Genomic DNA, 19,474 nt, shown 5'->3' with positions numbered 1-19,474 from the left:
CCATTGACAGCCAACTCCCGCGGCCCGACCATTCGATACATCCGATGACCTGGGGGCCTTGTATGCGGGCTTGTCGTCAGATCCTTGGTGCCGTGACCGCGGCCCTCCTCCTCTTCGCGGCGCCGCTCCCGGCGACGGCGTCGACCGCCGAACAGCCGCCGCTCACCGTGCCCGCGCTCACCGACTGGACGCCGGAGCCCGGGAGTTACACCTACACCGCCGCCACCCGCCTGATCGCCGGCACCCCGGCCGAACGCCGCGTCGCCACCGTCCTCGCCGACGACCTGCGCGACGCCGGACACGGCACCGTCCCGGTCGTCGACGGCACCGCGCACGCCGGGGACGTCGTCGTCGACGTCGACCCGGCCCGTACGGCCCTCGGCGCCGAGGGGTACGAGCTGCGCTCCGGCGAGACCCTCGCGGTGACCGGCGCCACCGAGACCGGCGCCTTCCACGGCACCCGCACGGTCCTCCAACTCCTCGCGCAGGGCGACCGGTTGCCCGGCGGCCGGACCGTCGACACGCCCCGCTACCCGGAGCGCGGGGTCGGCGTCTGCGCCTGCTACATCCACATCTCCCTGCCCTGGCTGGAGAACCTCGTCCGGGAGATGAGCTACCAGAAGCTCAACCAACTCCTCCTGGAAATCAAGGTGAAGAGCGACGCCCACCCCGAGGCCAACACCTGGGGCTACTACTCCAAGGACGAGATCCGGCGCCTGGTCGCCCTAGGCGAGCGCTACCACGTCGAGATCATCCCGGAGATCAACTCCCCGGGCCACATGGACCCTTGGATCGAGAACCGCCCCGACCTCCAGCTCACCGACTCCAGCGGCGTGAAGCAGCCCAGCCGCCTCGACGTCACCCAGCAGGCGGCGTTCACCTACTACACGAGCCTGATCGACGAGTACGCCGAGATCTTCCCCGCCCGCGCCTGGCACATGGGCGCCGACGAGTACATGCTCGGCTCCGACTTCGCCAGGTACCCGCAGATCCTGGCCTACGCCCGCCAGAAGTACGGCGCGAACGCCACGCCCCAGGACGCCTTCGTCGACTTCGTGAACCGCGTCCAGGCGTACGCCGCCACCAAGGGCAAGCGGCTCCGCATCTGGAACGACGGCCTCACCGGCGCGAACACGATCCCGGTCGCCCCCGGCACAACGGTCGAGCACTGGCTGAACGTCGCCGTGAAACCGAGCCGGCTCATCGCGCAGGGCTACCCGTTGCTGAACGCCGCCTACGCCCTCTACCTGATCCGGGGCGGCTTCCACTCCGACACCGCCGCTCTCTACGACCAGAGCTGGGACCCGCGCAGCTTCGAGGGCGAGAAGGTCGCGTCGAGCGACGGCATCGTCGGCGCGAAGATCAGCCTCTGGCCCGACAACGGACGCGGCGAGACGGAGAACGAGGTCGCCACCGGCCTCTGGCCCGCACTGCGCCACCTTGCGCAGGCCACGTGGGGCGACCCCCACCCCGACGCCACGTACGCCCAGTTCACCGCACGCGGCACGGCCGTTGGGCGTGCGCCCGGCCGGCGGGACCTCACACGCGTACCGGTCGCGAACGGCCGCTACACGCTGGGCGCGGGCGGACGCTCGTACGGGACGTACGACCTGGCACGCACCGCCGACGGATACGTCACCCTCCGCGCCTCGGACGGCTGCCTCGACATCCGGGGCGGCAGGCTCACCCTCAACACCCCGCTCCAGCCCGGAGTTGTCGCGAGCCGCGCGGCCTGCGATGCCACAAGTACCGTGCAGCGCTGGGAACTTCAGCCCGTCCCTGGCGGTTACCTGCTGGTCAACGCGATCACCCGGATGACGGTCAGCGCGACGTCCGACGGGCGCCTCGCGCAGTACCCGCCGGACCAACAGCCGCCCACCGTATGGCAGTTGAGCTGAGGAGAGCCGATGCCTGTCTCACGTCGCGTGTTCGTCGCGTCGGCCGTCGCGGTCGTGGCGGCGGGGGTGCCGTCGGGAGCGAACGCCGCGCCACCCCGCCTCGCCGACCTCTCCCGCATCCCCGTCCTGCCCACCGACACCGAGGCCGACCTCGTCCGCAAGGCGTCCCAACTCCGGCCCACCGCACGGCAGATCGCCTGGCAGAGCCTGGAGCGGACCGCGTTCCTGCACTTCGGGGTGAACACGTTCACCGGCCTGGAGTGGGGGACGGGGGACGAGGACCCGGAGGTCTTCCAGCCCACCCGCCTCGACACCGACCAGTGGGCCAGAGCGCTCAGGGACGGCGGCTTCAAGCTGGCCATCCTCACCGTCAAACACCACGACGGCTTCGTCCTCTACCCGTCCCGCTACACCAACCACTCGGTGGCATCCAGCAGTTGGCAGGGCGGCCGGGGCGACGTCCTGCGCTCCTTCGCCGACTCCATGCGCCGCTACGGCCTCAAGGTCGGCGTCTACCTCTCGCCCGCCGACGAGAACCAGTACCTCCACGGCGTCTACGCCAACGGCAGTGCCCGCACCGCGCGCACGATCCCGACCCTCACGGCCGGGGACGACCGCACCCCCGGCCGTTTCTGGACGCTCGCCGCCACCGACTACGGCGCCCACATGCTCAACACCCTGTACGAAGTGCTCACCGAGTACGGCCCCGTCGACGAGGTCTGGTTCGACGGCGCGCAGGGGCGCATCCCGCCCGACAAGGTCGAGAGCTACGACTGGGACAGCTGGTACACCCTGGTTCGCGACCTCGCCCCGGATGCGACGATCGCCGTCACCGGCCCCGACGTCCGCTGGGTCGGCAACGAGTCCGGGCTCGCCCGCGAGAACGAGTGGAACGTCGTCCCGGTCAAGGAGAACCAGTACGGCCGCACCGACTGGGCCCTCTCCTACGACACCGCCGACCAGGGCAGCCGGACCGCGCTGGTGCGGGCCCGCCCGAACACCGGCTTCCTCCAGTGGTGGCCCGCCGAGTGCGACGTGTCGATCCGGGACGGCTGGTTCTACCACGCGGACCAACAGCCCAAGTCCGTCGCCGACCTGACGGAGATCTGGTTCGGTTCGGTGGGCCGGGGAGCGGTCCTGCTCCTCAACGTCCCGCCGGACACGGAGGGGCTGCTCCACGCCTCCGACGTCACCCGGCTGCGCGAGTTCCGCGAGCGGATCGACCGTGAACTCCCGTACGACCTGGCCCTGGACGGCCGTACGACGTCCGCGCCGAACCAGGTCACCGTCTCACTCCCCGCCGACACCGACGTCGACCGGATCAGGCTCGCCGAGGACATCCGCGAGGGGCAGCAGGTCGAGGCGTTCGTCGTGGAGGCGCTGCGCGGGGGCGTGTGGACGCAGGTCGTGCGAGCGGGGACGATGGGGGCGAGCCGTGTCCTGCGGCTGTCCGCGCCGGTGCGGGCCTGGCAGTGGCGGGTCCGCGTGACGGGGGCGCGGGTCGCGTCGGTGCGGGTCGCGGAGTTCCGGTTGTACCGGTCGGCGGTCTGAGCTGGGGAGGTCCCATGGGTGAGGTGCGGGTGTCGGCGCGGGACTCCCTCGTACAGGTGCGGGCCGGTGACGACATCGTCGTGGAACTGCCCGAGAACCCGTCGACCGGCTACCTCTGGGAGATCACCGGCGTCGAGGGCCTTGAGGTGACCGGGGACGACCACACCCCGGCCCCGACCGGGCTGGTCGGGGCCGGGGGTACCCGCGTCCTGCGGCTGCGCGCCGAGAAGGCGGGGGAGGGGCGGCTGGAGCTGGTGTACCGGCGGTCGTGGGAGGCGGAGGGGGAGAACGCGGGGGAGTACGCGCTACGGGTCACCGTGGTCTGACGTACGGCCGGCTCTCCTCCTCTTCTCCTCTGCCGGGGGCCCGCTACCAGAGGTAGATCTCGTGCACCATCCCGTCCGACTCCTCGCGGAACGAGATCGCGTGGTTGGTCTGGCGGGCCTGGGACGCCAGGGTGGTCAGGGCCGTGAACGCCCAGTCCGTGGTGTTGAAGACCTTCTTCCAGCCACCGCCCTTGACGTGGAAGTAGGCGTTGCGGGTCTGGTTGATGGACCACAGGCCGTCGACGACGACGTTCTGCGTCCAGGTCCCGGTGACCGCGGTCGCGGCCTGCGCCGCCGTGAACGCCCGCAGGTCGCCGTGGAGTTCGGGCGTGACCGTGGGCCGTGCCTCACCGGCGGCGGTCTGCTCGAACCGCTGGATCATGGCGTCCCCGGCGGGCTTGCCGGACCCGGCGGACGCGCCGCCGGCCTGGCCGACGTCGACGCCGGGCGGGAGCAGGGCGGGCCGGCCGGCCTCGTCCTGGGCGGCCGAGGAGCGGACCTCCTGGGTCGCGGGCTGCTGCTTCGGCGCGGCCTGCGTGTCCTGTCGCTGCGGGCTCATCGTCGTCCCTCCGTTTCCTGTCGCGCCCGGCTCACCAGGCGTAGATCTGCTGGACGGTGCCGCTGTCCTCGTAGAGGCCGACCTTCGCGCCGTTCGCCTTGGACGCGGCGAGTTCCGCGAGCATCGCGGCGTCGGTGGCGCCCACCGCGCCGTTGAGGCTGAGCCAGCCGCGCAGTTCGCCGTACGCCCACACGTTCGCGTCGGCCTCGTTGCTCCACAGCGCGAGGATGCGCTGGTCGGGCAGCCAGTCGCGGATGACGGTGCCGAGGAAGCCGAGGGTGTGCCAGGACTCGATCGAGCACTCGCCGTACCCGATGCGGAAGAAGCCCTGCTCGCCCCAGCCGGGGCCCCAGCTGTTCTTGGCGATCCAGCACTGCTGGGCGTCGTCGTAGCCGACGAGAGTGACGCAGTGGCCGCCGGCCAGGGTGCCGGTCTTGTGGCGGTAGACGCCGCCCGCGTAGGAGAAGAAGTCCTGGTAGACGTAGAAGCAGGCGACCACCGAACCGTAGGTCGAGATCAGCTCCTTCATCGTCCCAGGGTTGTTCGCCTGCTGCCAGGAACGCGCCTTGACCAGCCGGTTCGGCCAGTCCGCGTTGAGCTTCGAGCAGTCCTGGTCGGCGGCCGTGTACGGGAAGTACGCGTCGATCGTGACGCCCGAGTCGCGCGCCTTGTCGGCGAGGGGCTCCGGCAGCCAGCCGGAGGCGCAGGTCGCGCCCGCCGCACGGCCGTAGCAGTAGTACGCCTGCGCCTCGGAGAGGTCGACGGCGAGGTTCGGTGTGCGGTTCGTGTACCGGGTGACGTGCTCCAGCGTCCCGACGGACCCGAAGGCCACACAGGAACCGCATCCGCCCTGGTCCTTCACCGGCGTCGTGTAGTTCGCGCCGCCGATGTTGCGCAGGTCGAAGGCGCTGGGCGCGCCGACCGAGTCGCCGGTCGCGGCGAGGGCGGCGGCGCGGTCGCTCCGCCGGGCGCTCTCGGCCTCGGCGACCTCGTGCTCCTCGACGGGAACACCGAGGCGGATCACGCGCTCTTCCTCGGTGAGGGAGGTCATGCTGGTGGCGGCCATGCGCCAGGGGTTGCCCGCCTCGTCGAGCACCGACCGGAGGTGGCCGAGGTCGAGCGGGTCGTTGACAGGCATGGTGGAGCCTCCTTGCTGCTGCGGAACGCGAACCGGGCAGCGCGAAGCGGCGTGTGGAGCCGCCTCGGTGACGGTTCGTCAGGATGTCGTGCCGGAAGGAGAGAGGCGGGCACGTGCGCCTCGACAGAGCTATGACTCGCGGTTCGATTCCGCGTCAGTGTCTGTGCGTTCTCGCGATGGCTTGCACAGCCGAACCCCCGAATGCGATGACAGCCCCTGAAGTCTGTACGGCGCCCTTCGGGTCGCCGTCGGCTGTCAAGACGCAGCTAAGCAGAGAACCGGGGGTGCGGGAATACGACGGAAGGCTGAGGCTGAAAAAGGGGGCACACCGGGACGGGCGTTACGGAACGCCCTCTCTCGTTCACGGCAACCGCTTTCGGAAACCGGCCTGCCAAATCCCCGTCCCCCGGGGCCGTTTCCTCAGGCCCCCAGCTGCGCCCGCAGCCACTCCTCCACCTCACCCACGTGCGCGGCGGCAGCCGCCCGCGCCGCCTCCGGGTCCCGCGCCCTCAACGCCCGGTGGATCGCGGCGTGTTCACGCCGGGTGCGGTCGAAGGCGCCCTCCTCCTCGTAGCCGCGCCAGACGCGGGCGCGGAACGTGCGCGAGGACAGGCCCTCCAGGATCGCGGCCATCGTCTCGTTCCCGGCGGCGACCGCGATCGTCCGGTGGAAGGCGAGGTCGTGCGCGAGGATCACCTCGGGGTCGTCGGTCGCGTTCATCGCCGCCAAGTGCTCCTCGACCTCGGCGAGTTGGGCGTCACTGATGCGCGCCGCCGCAAGGGCCGTCGCCGTCGACTCCAACACCCGCCGCACTTCGAGGAGTTCCACGAGACGCGCCCCCCGCGAGAGGTCCGCGACGACACCGAACGTCTCCAGCAGGTCCCCGGCGTCCAGCGCGGTGACGTAGATCCCGGACCCGTGCCGCGCCTCCAGCACCCCGAGGACGGTGAGCGCCCGGATCGCCTCCCGCATCGAGCTGCGGGACATCCCGAGCTGCGCGGCGAGGTCCCGCTCGGTCGGCAGCCGCTGACCCGGCTCCAGGAGCCCCTCCGCGATCATCGCCTTGATCCGCTCGATGGCGCGCTGCGTCACCGTGCCCTGCCGCGGGGCGGTCCCCGTGCTCTCGTCCACCGTCGTCCTCCTGAAGCCGTGCGGGGAGTCTAGCGACCGAAGTGGTCGGACCACTCTGTGAAAAAATCCTACTGAACCGCTTCAGGGGGTGTTCGAGAGGGAAATTGGTCTGATAAATATGCGGGGTCACTGCATCCGGCGCACCGCGCCCACCCCGCCCGAAAGGGGTCCCGTGAGCCCACGCATCACCGCCGTCGACACCCATGACATCCGCTTCCCCACCTCGCGGGAGCTGGACGGCTCCGACGCGATGAACCCGGACCCGGACTACTCAGCCGCGTACGTCGTCCTGCGCACGGACGCCGGGGACGGCCACGAGGGACACGGCTTCACGTTCACCATCGGCCGGGGCAACGAGGTCCAGGTCGCCGCGATCGACGCCCTGCGCGCGCACGTCGTCGGCCGGGACGTCGCCGAGGTCTGCGCGGACCCCGGAAGCGTCAGCCGCGCCCTGATCGGCGACAGCCAGCTCCGCTGGCTGGGACCGGAGAAGGGCGTGATGCACATGGCGATCGGCGCGGTCGTCAACGCCGTCTGGGACCTCGCCGCCAAACGCGCGGACAAGCCCCTGTGGCAGCTCCTCGCCGACGCCGACCCCGAGTGGCTCGTCGCCCAGATCGACTTCCGCTACCTCACCGACGCCCTCACCCCCGCCGAGGCCCTCGGCCTGCTGCGCCGGGGCAAGGAGGGCGCCGAGGAGCGCCGTACGCGGCTGCTGGAGCGCGGCTATCCCGCGTACACGACATCAGCAGGATGGCTCGGGTACGGCGACGAGAAGCTCGCGCGGCTCGCCGCCGAGGCCGTCGCGGACGGGTTCACGCAGATCAAGCTGAAGGTCGGCGCCGACCTCGACGACGACGTACGCCGCTGCCGGGTCGCCCGCGACGTGGTCGGCCCCGGCATCCGGATCGCCGTCGACGCCAACCAGCGCTGGGATGTCGAGGAGGCGATCCGCTGGACGAACGCGCTCGCCCCCTTCGACCCGTACTGGATCGAGGAGCCGACCAGCCCCGACGACATCCTCGGCCACGCGGCCGTACGGCGCGGCGTCGCGCCCGTGAAGGTCGCCACCGGCGAGCACGTCCAGAACCGGATCGTCTTCAAGCAGCTCCTCCAGGCCGGCTCCCTCGACGTCCTCCAGCTGGATGCGGCCCGCGTCGGCGGGGTCAACGAGAACCTCGCGATCCTGCTGCTCGCGGCCAAGTTCGGCGTCCCCGTCTGCCCGCACGCGGGCGGCGTCGGCCTGTGCGAACTCGTCCAGCACCTCTCGATGTTCGACTTCGTCGCGCTGTCGGGGACGACCGACGACCGGGTCATCGAGTATGTGGATCATTTGCATGCCCACTTCCTTGATCCGGTGGTCATCAGGGAAGGTCACTACATGGCACCGACCACGCCCGGCTTCTCCGCCGCCATGCGGCCGGAGTCGCTCGCGCGCTACCGGTTCCCGGACGGTGCCTTCTGGCTCGCGGACCTGAAGGAGAACGAGGCGGCATGAACGACTTCGAGGGGCTCACGGCGCTGGTCACGGGCGGCGCCTCCGGCATCGGCCGGGCCACCGCCGACCTGCTGGCGGAGCGCGGCGCACGCGTCGCCGTGCTCGACCTCGACCCGTCCGGCGTCGACAAACCCCTGCTCGGCCACCAGGCCGACGTCAGCGACGACGCCTCCGTACGCGCGGCGATAGAGGCCGCCGTCACCGACCTCGGCGGCCTCGACATCCTCGTCAACAACGCGGGCATCGGCGCCCAGGGCACCGTCGAGGACAACGACGACACCGAATGGCACCGCGTCTGGGACGTCAACGTCGTCGGCATGGTCCGCGTGACCCGCGCCGCCCTCCCGCACCTGCGCGCCTCCGCCCACGCGGCGATCGTCAACACCTGCTCGATCGCCGCGACCGCCGGACTGCCCCAACGGGCCCTGTACGGCGCCACGAAGGGCGCGGTGCTGTCGCTCACCCTCTCGATGGCCGCCGACCACCTCCGCGAGGGCATCCGCGTCAACTGCGTCAACCCCGGTACGGCGGACACCCCTTGGGTCGGCCGCCTCCTCGACGCCGCCGACGACCCGGCCGCCGAACGCGCCGCGCTGGAGGCCCGCCAGCCGTCCGGGCGTCTGGTCAGCGCGGCCGAAGTCGCCGCCGCCATCGCCTACTTGGCGAGCCCGCTCGCGGGCGCGACGACCGGCACGTCCCTCGCGGTGGACGGCGGGATGCAGGGGCTGCGGCTGCGGCCGGTGCGGCAGTGAGCCGTCTGGGCCGGACCGGCGTCGACGTCACCGCACTCGGCTTCGGCGCCGCCGGCATCGGCAACCTCTTCACACCGATCACCGACGACCAGGCCACCGAAGCGGTGACCGCCGCCTGGGACAAGGGAATCCGCTACTTCGACACGGCCCCCCACTACGGCCTCGGACTCTCGGAACGGCGCCTCGGCCTCGCCCTGCGCGACCGCCCGCGCGCCGAGTTCACGGTCTCGACGAAGGTCGGCCGCCTCCTGGAGCCCGCCGAGGAAACCGGCGACGACCTCGCCGACGGCTTCGCGGTCCCAGGCTCCCACCGCCGCGTCTGGGACTTCAGCGCCGACGGCGTACGCCGCTCCCTGGAGTCCAGCCTCGAACGCCTCGGCCTCGACCACGTGGACGTCGTCTACCTCCACGACCCCGACGACCACGCCGACCAGGCGTTCCACGAGGGGTACCCGGCGCTGGAGAAGCTCCGCTCCGAGGGGGTCGTGGGAGCGATCGGCGCCGGGATGAACCAGACGGCGATGCTCACGCGGTTCGTCCGGGAGACGGACGTCGACGTCGTCCTGTGCGCGGGGCGTTACACACTCCTCGACCGCAGCGCCCTCACCGACCTCCTGCCGGCCGCCGAGGAGCGGGGCGTGTCGGTGGTGATCGGCGGCGCCTTCAACTCCGGTCTGCTGGCGGACCCGAAGCCCGGCGCCACCTACAACTACACCGCCGCGCCCCAGGAGTTGCTGGACGAGGCGCTGCGCCTCAAGGCGGTCGCCGACCGGCACGGGATCACCCTGCGGGCCGCCGCGCTCGCGTTCTGCGCCGCGCATCCGGCTGTCGCGAGCGTGCTCGTCGGCGCGCGCTCGGCGGCCGAAGCCGTCGACGGGGCCGAGCAGTTCGCGGCCTCGGTGCCGGACGCCTTCTGGAAGGAGATCGGGCTGTGAGGATCGCCCTGCACACCACGGTCCGTGCCGACCGGGTCGCGGAGTACGAGGCCGCGCACCGGGAGGTTCCCGTCGAACTCACGGACGCCATCCGTGCCGCCGGGGCCGGCTCCTGGACGATCTGGCGCAGTGGCACCGACCTCTTCCACGTCCTGGAGTGCGAGGACTACGGGCGCCTGCTCGCCGAGCTGGAGAAGCTGCCGGTCAACGTGGCGTGGCAGGCGCGGATGGCGGAGCTGCTCGACGTCGTCCACGACTACTCGGACGAGGGGGCGGACGCGGGGCTGCCGGTCGTCTGGGAGCTGCCGTGAGCATCGGCCTGGAGGTGTCGTGACCGTCGATCTGGAGGCGCTGTGATCGTCGACGCCCACCACCACGTGTGGGACCTCTCGGTGCGTGACCAGGACTGGATCCCTGAACACAGCCCCCTGAGAAGGGACTTCACCCTCGCCGACCTCGCCCCCGAGGCGCGGGCGGCGGAGGTCGACCGGACGGTGCTCGTCCAGACGGTCACCGTCGCCGAGGAGACCCCCGAGTTCCTCGCCCTGGCCGACGCGCACGACCTCGTCGCGGGCGTCGTCGGCTGGACCGACCTCACCCACCCCGGCATCGCCGAGGAACTGGCGCGGCTGCGTGAACTGCCGGGCGGGGCCTACCTGAAGGGCATCCGGCACCAGGTCCAGGGCGAGTCCGACCCGGGGTGGCTCCAGCGTCCCGACGTCCGGCGCGGTCTGCGCGCGGTCGCCGAGGCCGGGCTCGTCTACGACCTGGTGGTTCTCCCGCACCAACTCCCCTCCTGCGTCAGGGCCGTCGGCGAGCACGAGGACCTGGTCTTCGTCCTCGACCACCTCGGCAAACCCGCCGTGGCCTCCGGCGTCCGGGGCACCTGGGAGTGCGACATCCGCGCCTTCGGCCACCACCCCAACACGGTCGGCAAGCTCTCCGGGCTGGTCACCGAGGCCGGCGCGGGATGGCAGGCCGCCGATCTGCGGCCGTACGTCGATATCGCGCTGGAGTCCTTCGGCGTCGACCGGTTGATGTTCGGGTCGGACTGGCCCGTGTGCACGGAGGTCGCGAGCTATGCGCAGGTCCTCGCGGTGGCCGAGGAGCTGACCGACCCCGGGGACCGGGACGCGATCTTCGAGGAGAACGCCTTCCGGGTCTACGGCCTCTGATCCAGGCGGGTCGGCGGGAGGAACTCGCGGACGTAGGTGCGGTGCCAGCAGGCCCGCGTCCGCCTCAACTCCCCCCAGTCCGTGTAGCGGTAGCGGAAGAGGCGGGCGCGGACATGGCGCGGCGGCCGGTCGAAGGGGGCCCGGCGCAAGAGCTTCAGTGTCGCCGGGTCGCCTTCCAGGAGGCGTTCGACCAGGGTCGTGAACCAGGTGCCCGCGTACGCCGGGGACAGGCCGACGAACCACAGCATCCAGTCCAGCCGCAGGTGGTAGGGGGCGAACTGGCGGGGCCAGCGGCCGGGTCGGCCCGGCTTGCCCTTGAACTCGTACTCCCGCCAGCCCTGTCGCTCGTGGGGGACCTCGTCGAGCGTGCCCTCGATCACCACCTCGTACCGGGTGCGGCTGACGCTGCCGAAGGCGCCGTAGGAGTTGACCAGGTGCAGGGGGTCGAAGGAGCGGTTCATGACCTGGCGGCGGGAGAGCATGTTGCGGACGGGGTGGCGGCTCAGGAACAGGAGCAGGGCGGCGACGGTCAGCACCAGGGCCTCGTACCAGAGGGGCGGATCATCGAACGTCCGGTGCTCCGAGGGGAGTTCGGTCACCGACAGGGCCAGGGTGATCGTCAGCCAGTTCAGCCAGGCGAAGTTGCCCGACAGGACCAGCCAGAGCTGCGTCAGGACCATCAGCGAGGCCGCCGCCGTCGCCACCGGCTGCGGCGTGAACAGGAGGAACGGGACGGCGAGTTGGGTGACATGATTCGCCGCCGCCTCCACGCGGTGGACCGGGCGCGGGAGGTGGTGGAAGAACCAGCTCAACGGGCCCGGCATCGGCTGGGTCTCGTGGTGGAAGTCCAGGCACGTCAGCTTCCGCCAGCACGCGTCGCCGCGCAGCTTGATCAGGCCCGCCCCGAACTCGACGCGCAGCAGCAGCCAGCGCAGCAGGAGCAGCACCGGCAGGGGCGGGGCGACGTCGTCGTTGCCGAGGAACACCGCGAGGAACCCGGTCTCCAGGAGCAGGGACTCCCAGCCAAAGCCGTACCAGGTCTGGCCGACGTTCACGATCGAGAGGTACAGGACCCAGGGGAGCAGCCACAGCAGCATCGCCGCCCACAGGGGGAGCAGCGCGTCCACGCCGGCCAGCAGGGCGGCCGACAGGGCGCAGCCCGTCCAGGCGCAGGCCCCGAAGTACCGGTCCGAGTAGTGGAGCTGGAAGAGGCTCGGGGCCGCGCGGAACGGGACGCGGGCGGTGAAGCGGGGGATGGGGAGCAGGCCGCGGGTCCCCAGCAGGGCGCGGAACTGGAGGGCGGCGGTGAGGAACGCGAACAGGTAGACGCCGGCGAGGGCACGCTGGAAGAGGAGACGGCTCAGCCAGGCGGCGTCCGAGGTGAACCAGTCCATGACCGTGACTCTCGGTGGTGGATGTATCCGCTTGTGCGACTCTGGTCGCTCTCCCAGTCGTGAAAGACCCTAAACCCTGTCACAGTGGGCGCATGCCGGACGACTGGCCCGCGCGCCCGGACCCGGTCCTGGCGCTCAACCGTATGGGCAGCTTCGAGTGGGACCTGGACTCCGGGCGGTTCCGCATGGACGCGCGGGCCCACGAGATCTTCGACCTGCGGCCCGACGAGTACGACGGAAACCCGGAGTCGCTGAGCGTGCGGGTGCCGAGGGCGGAGGGCGAGCGGCTGGACGCGCTGGTCGCACAGGCGATCAAGGACGGCAGCGAGAACTACGGCTGCTACTTCCGGCTCCAGCGCCGCGACGGCACCCTGTGCTGGACCCACACGCAGGGCCACATCAGCCGCGACGACACGGGCCGCCCCCGCCGCATCGTCGGCATCGTCCGCGACGCCGCCCAGGAGCTGGACGACCTCGCGCGCCGCTGGGAGGAGACCGCGCGCGACGACGCGCGCCGGGAGCAGACCAACGTCGTCCAGCTCACCACGGCCGCCCTCGCGCACGCGCGGACCGTGCAGGACGTCATCGACGTCCTCAAGGACACCCAGGGCCTCACCCACCTGGGCGCCACCAGCCTCGTCATGGGCCTCGTCGAGGCGGGCCGCATCCGGCTGGTCGCGGAGGGCCCCGAGGGCAGCTTCGTGCCCGGCACGCTCGTCACCCGCATCGACGAGCCGTACCCGATGAGCGAGGTCGTCCGCACCCTCACCCCGCGTTTCATCGAGTCGCCGCAGGAGTTCGCGACCGGCTACCCCGTCCTGTGGCCGCACCTGCGCGACCTGCGGATCACCTCCGCCGCCTACCTCCCGCTGATCGTCCAGGCCCGCCCGATCGGCGCGATGGGCCTGCTCTACAACGACCGGCACGGCTTCACCCCCGAGGAGCGCAACATCCTCGTCGCGCTCGGCTCCAGCATCGCGCAGAGCCTCCAGCGCGCCATGTTCTACGAGCAGGAGAAGGACATCGCGCAGAGCCTCCAGCAGGCCATGCTGCCGCGCACGATCCCCAGCGTCCCCGGCGCCGAGATCGCCGTCCGCTACCGCGCCGCGACCATCGGCGGCTCCCTCGGCCGCGACATCGGCGGCGACTGGTACGACCTGATCCCGCTGCCCGGAGGCAAGGTCGGCGCGGTCATCGGCGACGTCCAGGGCCACGACACGCACGCGGCGGCGGTGATGGGCCAGCTCCGCATCGTCCTCAAGGCGTACGCCTCCGAGGGCCACCCCCCGGCCACCGTCATGGCCCGCGCCTCGCTGTTCCTCCACGACCTCGACACCGACCGCTTCGCGACCTGCCTGTACGCCGAGACCGACCTCGTCACCGGCGTCGTCCAGGTCGTCCGCGCGGGCCACATCGACCCCCTGCTGCGCGCCGCCGACGGCACGTGCCGCCGCCTCACCGTCCCCGGCGGCCTGCCGCTCGGCCTCTCGGCGGAGTTCGGGGGCCTCGCGTACCCCGTCAGCACGCTGGAACTCGACCCCGGCGACCTGCTCCTCCTGTGCACGGACGGCCTCGTCGAACAGCCCGGCATCGACCTCGACGACGGCATGCGCATCCTGACGGCCCTGGTCGCCGACGGCCCCGACGACGTCCGCGCCCTCGCCGACCGCCTCATCGAGATCGCCGAGGACCGGGAAGGGGACGACGACGTCGCGCTGCTGCTCCTGCGCCGCCGCTGCCTCGACACGCCCCGCGCGGGAGGCCGCCTCCAGCAGCACGTCGCCCCCGGCGACCCCGACGCCCTCGTGCAGGCCCGCCACATGATCCGCGCCGCCGTCCGCGCCTGGGGCGCCCGCACCCGCGCCGACGACGTGGAACTCACGGCCGACGAACTGATCACCAACGCCCTGATGCACACGGAGGGCGCGGCCGTCGTCACCCTCCGGGTGGTGCCGGCCGACCCGTCGCGCCGGCTGCGGGTCGAGGTGGAGGACACGTCCAGCGCGCTCCCGCGCCGCCGGGAAGCGGGGGAGGCGGGCGTGACGGGGAGGGGCCTGCTGCTGGTCGACCTGCTCGCGGACGCGTGGGGGGTCGAGGCGCGGGGCGGCGGCAAGTGCGTGTGGTGCGAGTTCGCGCTCCCGGAGCCGGGGTGAGGAGACGCCACCCGTACGCCCTCGCCGTGCCGCCCCCACCCCCCGGTGGCACCCTGGACCCATGCCCGAGCTGCCCGAGGTCGAAGCCCTCAAGGACTTCCTCACCGAGCACCTGGCCGGTCACGAGATCGTCCGGGTGCTGCCGGTCGCGATCAGCGTGCTGAAGACGTACGACCCACCCCTGACCGACATCGAGGGCCGCGAGGTCGTCGCGGTGCGGCGGTACGGGAAGTTCCTGGACGTCGAGGCGGCGGGCGGCCCGCATCTCGTCACCCACCTCGCCCGCGCCGGCTGGCTGCACTGGAAGGACCGGCTCCCCGACGGCATGCCCCGCCCCGGAAAGGGCCCGCTCGCGCTCAGGGTCGCCCTGGAGACGGGCGCCGGGTTCGACCTCACCGAGGCCGGCACCCAGAAGAAACTCGCGGTGTACGTCGTACGCGACCCCCAGGACGTACCCGGCGTCGCACGCCTCGGCCCCGACCCGCTCGCGGACGACTTCGACGAGGCGCGTCTCGCGGCGCTGCTCGCGGGGGAGCGGCGGCAGCTCAAGGGCGCGTTGCGCGACCAGAGCCTCATCGCCGGCGTCGGCAACGCCTACAGCGACGAGATCCTGCACGTGGCCCGCATGTCCCCGTTCAAACGGGCGGCCTCGCTCACGCCGGAGGAGACGCGCGTGCTGTACGAGGCGCTGCGCACCACCCTGACCGACGCCGTGGAGCGCTCCCACGGCGTGGCCGCCGGGCGGCTCAAGGCGGAGAAGAAGAGTGGCCTGCGCGTGCACGGCCGGACCGGCGAGCCGTGCCCGGTGTGCGGGGACACGATCCGCGAGGTCTCCTTCAGCGACTCCTCGCTCCAGTACTGCCCGACCTGCCAGACGGGCGGCAAGCCCCTCGCGGACCGCAGGATGTCCCGGCTCCTCAAGTAGCCGCGGCTCACTTCCCGGCCGGAATCCGCAGCAGCGTCGTGTTGTCGTCGCTGCGCACGTCGTAGAACGCGACGTCCTGCGTGTGCATCGCCGTACCCCCGTGCATCGTGTTGGGCCGCGCGTCGTGATCGGGGACCATCCACCCCGTCGCCGTCTCCTCGCTGCCGTCCCGCCCGACGATGACGAGCCGGCAGTGGCGCGGCCCCGACCCGTCCTTCACCTGGAGCTCGATGTCCGCGCCCCACGTCTTGTCGGCGGCCGTCACCTGCGCCCATACCCCGGACTTCTGGTCGGTCGCGGCGATCCGCACCTCACTGCTCGCCACGGCCTCCTGACTGCCCCTGCCGCCGACCGCCATCATCAGCGCGGGCCCGGTCAGCGCGACGACGACGGACGCGGCCAGCCCGTACAGGAACCGGCGGCGCATCGCCCGGCGTCGGGCGACGACCTGGTCGAGGAGCTTGTCCAGGAGCCGGGGCCCGGGACCGGCGAAGGGGTGCACCGAGCGCGGGGTCGCGCGCCGGTACAGCATCAACTGCCGTGTCGCCGGGCCGAATTCCGTGACCTGAGCCGCGCACCGAGGACACTCCATGAGGTGGTCCTCGAAGCGGAAGGCTTCCGCTTCGTCCAGGACGCCGAGCGCGTACGCGCCGACGTCCACATGCTGTTCCAGGGACCTCATCGCCGAATCCTCGTGCCGTTGGGTGCGGTTGGGGTTACTCCTTGCTCCCACCGGTACGCACCCGGCTCCGGAATCACTCAAGCCGTGTACAGAATCGTGACCCAGATGTTCGGAGCCGTCGCGCGGGCGGATTGGTCGGATCGGAAAGTTTTTTCGCGAGGGCCCGGCCGTGGCTAGAACAGGTGGATCGCCAAGTGTCCCAGCGGCAGCCCGAGTTGCCACGCCGGGGTCCACACCTTGGGCCCCTCGTCCTCCCCGATCCCGGCCGTCGCACCGCCGCCCGGCACCGCGTTGAGGTCCGGCGCTAGGAGTTCCGTCTCCTCCAGCCACCGCCACGCGTCCTCGGCGAGCCGCAGGTCCGGCGAGTCCAGCCCCGACCGCTCGACGCGCGCGGCGAGCCCGGACATCCGCTCACCCACCCAGTCCTGCCACGGCTGGTCGTACGCGGTCAGTGAGAGCCACGTCTCCAACTGCGTCACGACCCGGATGCCGGGGAGTTCCCCGTCGGTGTCCGACAGGAAGATGGTGAGCGCCAGCGCGTCGCGCCCGGCGCGGAACTCGAACGACGTCGGCGGCATCAGATCGCCGGTGCGCAGCAGTTCGTCGGCGATGTACTCGGCGTACAACCAGGCCATGGGGACGGTCAGTTCACCGTCGTCGGACCCGTCCGTGCCGTGATGATCTCTGTCCAGCATCCCTCGCAGCCTTCCCTCCGGTGTGCCGTCGCCCGTCGCCGGGCCCCCAGTCCGGAACACGGATGGGAACAGCCGATTACTCAACCGGGGTCTCAGGCAAGGCGCTTTACGGAGGTTTGACTCTGCGGTCGGTTTCAGCGCAGGTCGGCCGCATAACCCGGAAGGACCCGGCGCAGGGCGCGCAGCGCGTAGAACGCGCGGGACTTCACCGTACCGGGCGGGATTCCGAGTATTCCGGCGGCCTCCGCCACACTCGCCCCCTGGAAGTACACCAGCACCAGGACTTCACGGTGTTCGGGAGTGAGAGTCTTCACAGCCTCGCGGACGTCCAGCGCCGCCGCCGCGCGCTCCGCGTGGTCCGCGCAGACGGGCGCGTGTTCGAGTATCGCGTCCCCGACCTCCGCCGGCCGCGCCTGCCGGGCCCGCCGCGCGTCGATCGCGAGCCGCCGCCCGACCGTCATCAGCCAGGGCCGCACCGAGTCGAAGTCGTCCGCGCGCAGCGCCTCGGGGTGCTGCCACGCCCGCACCAGCGTCTCCTGGACGAGGTCCTCCGCGCGCTGCCGGTCGCCGTCGCTCAGCCGCAGCAGCAGCGCGAAGAGGGGCCGCCCGTGTTCCCGCTGGAGCGCGGCGAGTTCATGCTCAGCGGTCGTCTTCGGCTGCGTGAGTGTGGCGGTCATGGCCGTTATGGCACACCGGCGTCGTCACTCAGCGACAGGGCGCGTACAAACATCTGCGACGGACGGTCGATCGCGTCGACGAACGGTTCGACGAACGGTCGGTGAACGGCGGTGCGGAGAGTTCCGGTTCGGAGGCGGGACACGGGTTCGAACCGGCTCCGCTACGCCGATCGCGCGCATCCTCCGGAGCGGCTCCACCGGGCGGGCCGGGGTGTGCGCTAGGAGTGTGGACGTGCGCCATAAGTACGACAATCGGATCGGAACGGAGTGGTTGCGGTGATGGTACGCAGACGACCGATGGCCCTCGCCGCGACGGTCCTCCTCGCGGTGGCCGCCTGCCAGGTCCAGGAGGCACGCGAGGAGAAACCGCCCACCCCCGGCAGACCCGCACCGACGGCCCCCACGGGCTTCACCCTCGTCGCCACCGGCGACGTCCTCCCCCACACCTCCATCATCGAACGCGCCCGCTTCGACGCCGGCGGCCGGGGCTACGACTTCCGCCCCATGCTCGACGGCGTCCGCCCCCTCGTCTCCCGCGCCGACCTCGCCCTGTGCCACATGGAGACCGTGTACGGCGCGAACGGCGACTACACCGGCTACCCCGCGTTCAAATCCCCGCCGGAGGTCGCCGAGGCCCTCGCGACGACCGGGTACGACGGCTGCTCCACCGCCTCCAACCACAGCCTCGACGACGGCTCGGCAGGCGTACGGCGCACGCTCGACGCCCTCGACGGCGCGGGCGTACGCCACGCGGGCACCGCCCGCACCCCGCAGGAGGCCACCACCCCGACCCTCCTGCGCGCCGGCCGCGCCACCGTCGCCCACCTCGCCTACACCTACGGCACCAACGGCTACCCCCTCCCGCCGGAGCAGCCCTGGGCCGTCAACGTCATCGACGAGGCGAAGATCCTCGCCGACGCCCGCGCCGCACGCCAGGCCGGCGCCGACGTCGTGGTCGTCTCCCTGCACTGGGGCACGGAGTGGCAGGACGCCCCCGACGAACAGCAGCTCACGCTGGCCCGCACCCTCACCGCGTCGGGCACCGCCGGCCGCCCCGACATCGACCTGATCCTCGGGACGCACGCCCACATCCCGCAGGCGTACGAGAAGGTCAACGGGACGTGGGTCGTCTACGGCATGGGCGACCAGATCGCCGGGGAGATGTTCAACCACCAGGGACAGCAGGACCCGCGCGGCAACCAGTCCACCATCGCCCGCTTCACCTTCACCCCGCCCCAGCGGCCCGGCACCCGGTGGAACGTCAGCAGGGCCGAGTTCGTCCCGCAGATGTTCGACATCGACGCGGGACGCGTCCTCGACCTGAACCAGGCCCTCGCACAGGGAGCCGACGTACGCGGTGTCCGCGACCGCGTCCGCGACGTCGTCCTCAGCCGGGGCGCGGCGAAGGACGGGCTGGTCATGGCGGACTGACCCGCCTCACGAACGGCTACGGCACGACCGTCACCGGCCATCGCCCCGCCTTCACCAGCCGCACCGCCACCGACCCCACGATCCGGTGCCCCGCCTGCTCCGACGCGCCGACGACCACCGCGTCCGCCTTCAGGTCGTCGGCGGCGGTGACGAGCCCGGTGTAGGGGTCCCCGCGGAACGTGTGGAACTCCCAGCGGACGTCGAATATCCCCTTGAGCCGTTCGGTCTCGCTGCGGATCTGCGCGACGAGATCCTCGGCGATCTGATCCGTGGTCTCCGCGACCGGCACCCCCATCGCGGCCCCCGCCGCCATCACCGGCTGGATGTACACGATCGCCAGCAGCGCCCGCTGCCGCCGCGCGAGCCCCCCGGCGTACGCGGCGGCCCGCATGGACGAGTCGGAGCCGTCCACCCCGACCACGATGACCTTGGGACCGTCGGTCCCCCGCTCGAACCCCTGCGAGGGCTTGTGCCCATGCTGTTCCGTCACGCGCCGAGGCTATCGGAATCCCCGCTTCCCCCTTCTCGACGGGCGCCGCGCCCGCCTCCTTCCT

Annotated in this window: 19 protein-coding genes; 11 read left to right on the top strand and 8 right to left on the bottom strand. The window is 71.7% G+C overall.

The window, feature by feature from the left end; genetic code table 11:
* Positions 1-62: 62 nt before the first annotated feature.
* Genes ACQCO7_RS05620 through ACQCO7_RS05610 form a run of 3 tightly spaced genes read left to right on the top strand, consistent with a single transcriptional unit; the run spans position 63 to position 3,775 of the window.
* Complete coding sequence (locus tag ACQCO7_RS05620; RefSeq protein ID WP_464070772.1) at positions 63-1,898, top strand: family 20 glycosylhydrolase; 1,836 nt, start codon at positions 63-65, stop codon at positions 1,896-1,898.
* Positions 1,899-1,907: 9 nt separating this feature from the next.
* Complete coding sequence (locus tag ACQCO7_RS05615; RefSeq protein WP_464070771.1) at positions 1,908-3,449, top strand: alpha-L-fucosidase; 1,542 nt, start codon at positions 1,908-1,910, stop codon at positions 3,447-3,449.
* Positions 3,450-3,463: 14 nt separating this feature from the next.
* Positions 3,464-3,775, top strand: coding sequence for a protease inhibitor I42 family protein (locus ACQCO7_RS05610; RefSeq protein WP_464070770.1), 312 nt, complete (start codon positions 3,464-3,466; stop codon positions 3,773-3,775).
* Positions 3,776-3,818: 43 nt separating this feature from the next.
* Here the strand turns inward: ACQCO7_RS05610 and ACQCO7_RS05605 are convergent, their stop codons facing one another.
* From ACQCO7_RS05605 to ACQCO7_RS05595, 3 genes are all read right to left on the bottom strand, one after another.
* Entirely contained in the window at positions 3,819-4,334 is a 516-nt protein-coding gene (locus tag ACQCO7_RS05605) for a hypothetical protein (RefSeq protein WP_464070769.1), read from the bottom strand.
* Positions 4,335-4,365: 31 nt separating this feature from the next.
* On the bottom strand, positions 4,366-5,472 hold the full coding sequence (locus ACQCO7_RS05600; protein WP_464070768.1) for a C1 family peptidase: 1,107 nt from the start codon (positions 5,470-5,472) through the stop codon (positions 4,366-4,368).
* 420 nt (positions 5,473-5,892) lie between these two features.
* Complete coding sequence (locus tag ACQCO7_RS05595; RefSeq protein WP_464070767.1) at positions 5,893-6,603, bottom strand: FadR/GntR family transcriptional regulator; 711 nt, start codon at positions 6,601-6,603, stop codon at positions 5,893-5,895.
* A gap of 118 nt (positions 6,604-6,721) precedes the next feature.
* On the opposite strand from ACQCO7_RS05595, the gene ACQCO7_RS05590 reads away from it, so the two are divergent.
* From ACQCO7_RS05590 to ACQCO7_RS05570, 5 genes are read left to right on the top strand one after another with little or no spacing between them, the layout of a single operon-like run.
* Entirely contained in the window at positions 6,722-8,101 is a 1,380-nt protein-coding gene (locus tag ACQCO7_RS05590) for an L-fuconate dehydratase (RefSeq protein WP_464070766.1), read from the top strand.
* Positions 8,098-8,853 (top strand): SDR family NAD(P)-dependent oxidoreductase, encoded by a 756-nt coding sequence (locus ACQCO7_RS05585; RefSeq protein ID WP_464070765.1) that lies wholly within the window; start codon positions 8,098-8,100, stop codon positions 8,851-8,853. Before ACQCO7_RS05590 ends, ACQCO7_RS05585 begins: the two co-directional genes overlap by 4 nt.
* Positions 8,850-9,788, top strand: coding sequence for an aldo/keto reductase (locus tag ACQCO7_RS05580; RefSeq protein ID WP_464070764.1), 939 nt, complete (start codon positions 8,850-8,852; stop codon positions 9,786-9,788). The genes ACQCO7_RS05585 and ACQCO7_RS05580 overlap by 4 nt, the downstream gene beginning before the upstream one ends.
* Positions 9,785-10,099, top strand: coding sequence for an L-rhamnose mutarotase (locus ACQCO7_RS05575; protein ID WP_464070763.1), 315 nt, complete (start codon positions 9,785-9,787; stop codon positions 10,097-10,099). The genes ACQCO7_RS05580 and ACQCO7_RS05575 overlap by 4 nt, the downstream gene beginning before the upstream one ends.
* Before the next feature lie 42 nt (positions 10,100-10,141).
* On the top strand, positions 10,142-10,963 hold the full coding sequence (locus tag ACQCO7_RS05570; RefSeq protein WP_464070762.1) for an amidohydrolase family protein: 822 nt from the start codon (positions 10,142-10,144) through the stop codon (positions 10,961-10,963).
* Here ACQCO7_RS05570 and ACQCO7_RS05565 read toward each other — a convergent pair.
* Positions 10,951-12,357 (bottom strand): lipase maturation factor family protein, encoded by a 1,407-nt coding sequence (locus ACQCO7_RS05565; RefSeq protein ID WP_464070761.1) that lies wholly within the window; start codon positions 12,355-12,357, stop codon positions 10,951-10,953. The two genes, ACQCO7_RS05570 and ACQCO7_RS05565, sit on opposite strands and share 13 nt — an antisense overlap.
* A 92-nt stretch (positions 12,358-12,449) precedes the next feature.
* Here ACQCO7_RS05565 and ACQCO7_RS05560 point away from each other — a divergent pair, with 92 nt between their 5' ends.
* Positions 12,450-14,510, top strand: a complete 2,061-nt coding sequence (locus tag ACQCO7_RS05560) for a SpoIIE family protein phosphatase (RefSeq protein ID WP_464070760.1) — start codon at positions 12,450-12,452, stop codon at positions 14,508-14,510.
* A 61-nt stretch (positions 14,511-14,571) separates the two neighbouring features.
* Entirely contained in the window at positions 14,572-15,435 is an 864-nt protein-coding gene (locus ACQCO7_RS05555; RefSeq protein WP_464070759.1) for an Fpg/Nei family DNA glycosylase, read from the top strand.
* A 7-nt stretch (positions 15,436-15,442) separates the two neighbouring features.
* Here ACQCO7_RS05555 and ACQCO7_RS05550 read toward each other — a convergent pair whose 3' ends face one another.
* The 3 genes from ACQCO7_RS05550 to ACQCO7_RS05540 form a co-directional block, all read right to left on the bottom strand.
* The gene (locus ACQCO7_RS05550) at positions 15,443-16,117 is read right to left on the bottom strand and encodes a zf-HC2 domain-containing protein (protein WP_464070758.1); all 675 of its coding nucleotides are present in this window, start codon (positions 16,115-16,117) and stop codon (positions 15,443-15,445) included.
* A 173-nt stretch (positions 16,118-16,290) separates the two neighbouring features.
* Positions 16,291-16,812, bottom strand: a complete 522-nt coding sequence (locus ACQCO7_RS05545) for a hypothetical protein (RefSeq protein ID WP_464070757.1) — start codon at positions 16,810-16,812, stop codon at positions 16,291-16,293.
* 134 nt (positions 16,813-16,946) lie between these two features.
* Positions 16,947-17,489: a sigma-70 family RNA polymerase sigma factor gene (locus ACQCO7_RS05540; protein WP_464070756.1), complete on the bottom strand. Its 543-nt coding sequence runs from the start codon at positions 17,487-17,489 to the stop codon at positions 16,947-16,949.
* Between the two features lie 279 nt (positions 17,490-17,768).
* On the opposite strand from ACQCO7_RS05540, the gene ACQCO7_RS05535 reads away from it, so the two are divergent.
* Entirely contained in the window at positions 17,769-18,920 is a 1,152-nt protein-coding gene (locus tag ACQCO7_RS05535) for a CapA family protein (RefSeq protein ID WP_464070755.1), read from the top strand.
* A 16-nt stretch (positions 18,921-18,936) separates the two neighbouring features.
* Here the strand turns inward: ACQCO7_RS05535 and ACQCO7_RS05530 are convergent, their stop codons facing one another.
* The gene (locus ACQCO7_RS05530) at positions 18,937-19,410 is read right to left on the bottom strand and encodes a universal stress protein (protein WP_464070754.1); all 474 of its coding nucleotides are present in this window, start codon (positions 19,408-19,410) and stop codon (positions 18,937-18,939) included.
* Positions 19,411-19,474 lie beyond the last annotated feature (64 nt).

This window comes from Streptomyces saintjeani, assembly GCF_055409605.1.
Note: the sequence above shows the minus strand (reverse complement) of the source record. Positions and strands in the feature narration are given on the sequence as shown.

What these genes read in the sequence shown, in the direction of transcription:
- ACQCO7_RS05540 (WP_464070756.1), bottom strand. Translation starts at nt 17,489, where the DNA reads ATGACCGCCACACTCACGCAGCCGAAGACGACCGCTGAGCATGAACTC.
- ACQCO7_RS05610 (WP_464070770.1), top strand. Translation starts at nt 3,464, where the DNA reads ATGGGTGAGGTGCGGGTGTCGGCGCGGGACTCCCTCGTACAGGTGCGG.
- ACQCO7_RS05615 (WP_464070771.1), top strand. Translation starts at nt 1,908, where the DNA reads ATGCCTGTCTCACGTCGCGTGTTCGTCGCGTCGGCCGTCGCGGTCGTG.
- ACQCO7_RS05600 (WP_464070768.1), bottom strand. Translation starts at nt 5,472, where the DNA reads ATGCCTGTCAACGACCCGCTCGACCTCGGCCACCTCCGGTCGGTGCTC.
- ACQCO7_RS05555 (WP_464070759.1), top strand. Translation starts at nt 14,572, where the DNA reads ATGCCCGAGCTGCCCGAGGTCGAAGCCCTCAAGGACTTCCTCACCGAG.
- ACQCO7_RS05565 (WP_464070761.1), bottom strand. Translation starts at nt 12,357, where the DNA reads ATGGACTGGTTCACCTCGGACGCCGCCTGGCTGAGCCGTCTCCTCTTC.
- ACQCO7_RS05620 (WP_464070772.1), top strand. Translation starts at nt 63, where the DNA reads ATGCGGGCTTGTCGTCAGATCCTTGGTGCCGTGACCGCGGCCCTCCTC.
- ACQCO7_RS05590 (WP_464070766.1), top strand. Translation starts at nt 6,722, where the DNA reads ATGCGGGGTCACTGCATCCGGCGCACCGCGCCCACCCCGCCCGAAAGG.
- ACQCO7_RS05545 (WP_464070757.1), bottom strand. Translation starts at nt 16,812, where the DNA reads ATGCTGGACAGAGATCATCACGGCACGGACGGGTCCGACGACGGTGAA.
- ACQCO7_RS05605 (WP_464070769.1), bottom strand. Translation starts at nt 4,334, where the DNA reads ATGAGCCCGCAGCGACAGGACACGCAGGCCGCGCCGAAGCAGCAGCCC.
- ACQCO7_RS05535 (WP_464070755.1), top strand. Translation starts at nt 17,769, where the DNA reads ATGGTACGCAGACGACCGATGGCCCTCGCCGCGACGGTCCTCCTCGCG.
- ACQCO7_RS05550 (WP_464070758.1), bottom strand. Translation starts at nt 16,117, where the DNA reads ATGAGGTCCCTGGAACAGCATGTGGACGTCGGCGCGTACGCGCTCGGC.
- ACQCO7_RS05560 (WP_464070760.1), top strand. Translation starts at nt 12,450, where the DNA reads ATGCCGGACGACTGGCCCGCGCGCCCGGACCCGGTCCTGGCGCTCAAC.
- ACQCO7_RS05585 (WP_464070765.1), top strand. Translation starts at nt 8,098, where the DNA reads ATGAACGACTTCGAGGGGCTCACGGCGCTGGTCACGGGCGGCGCCTCC.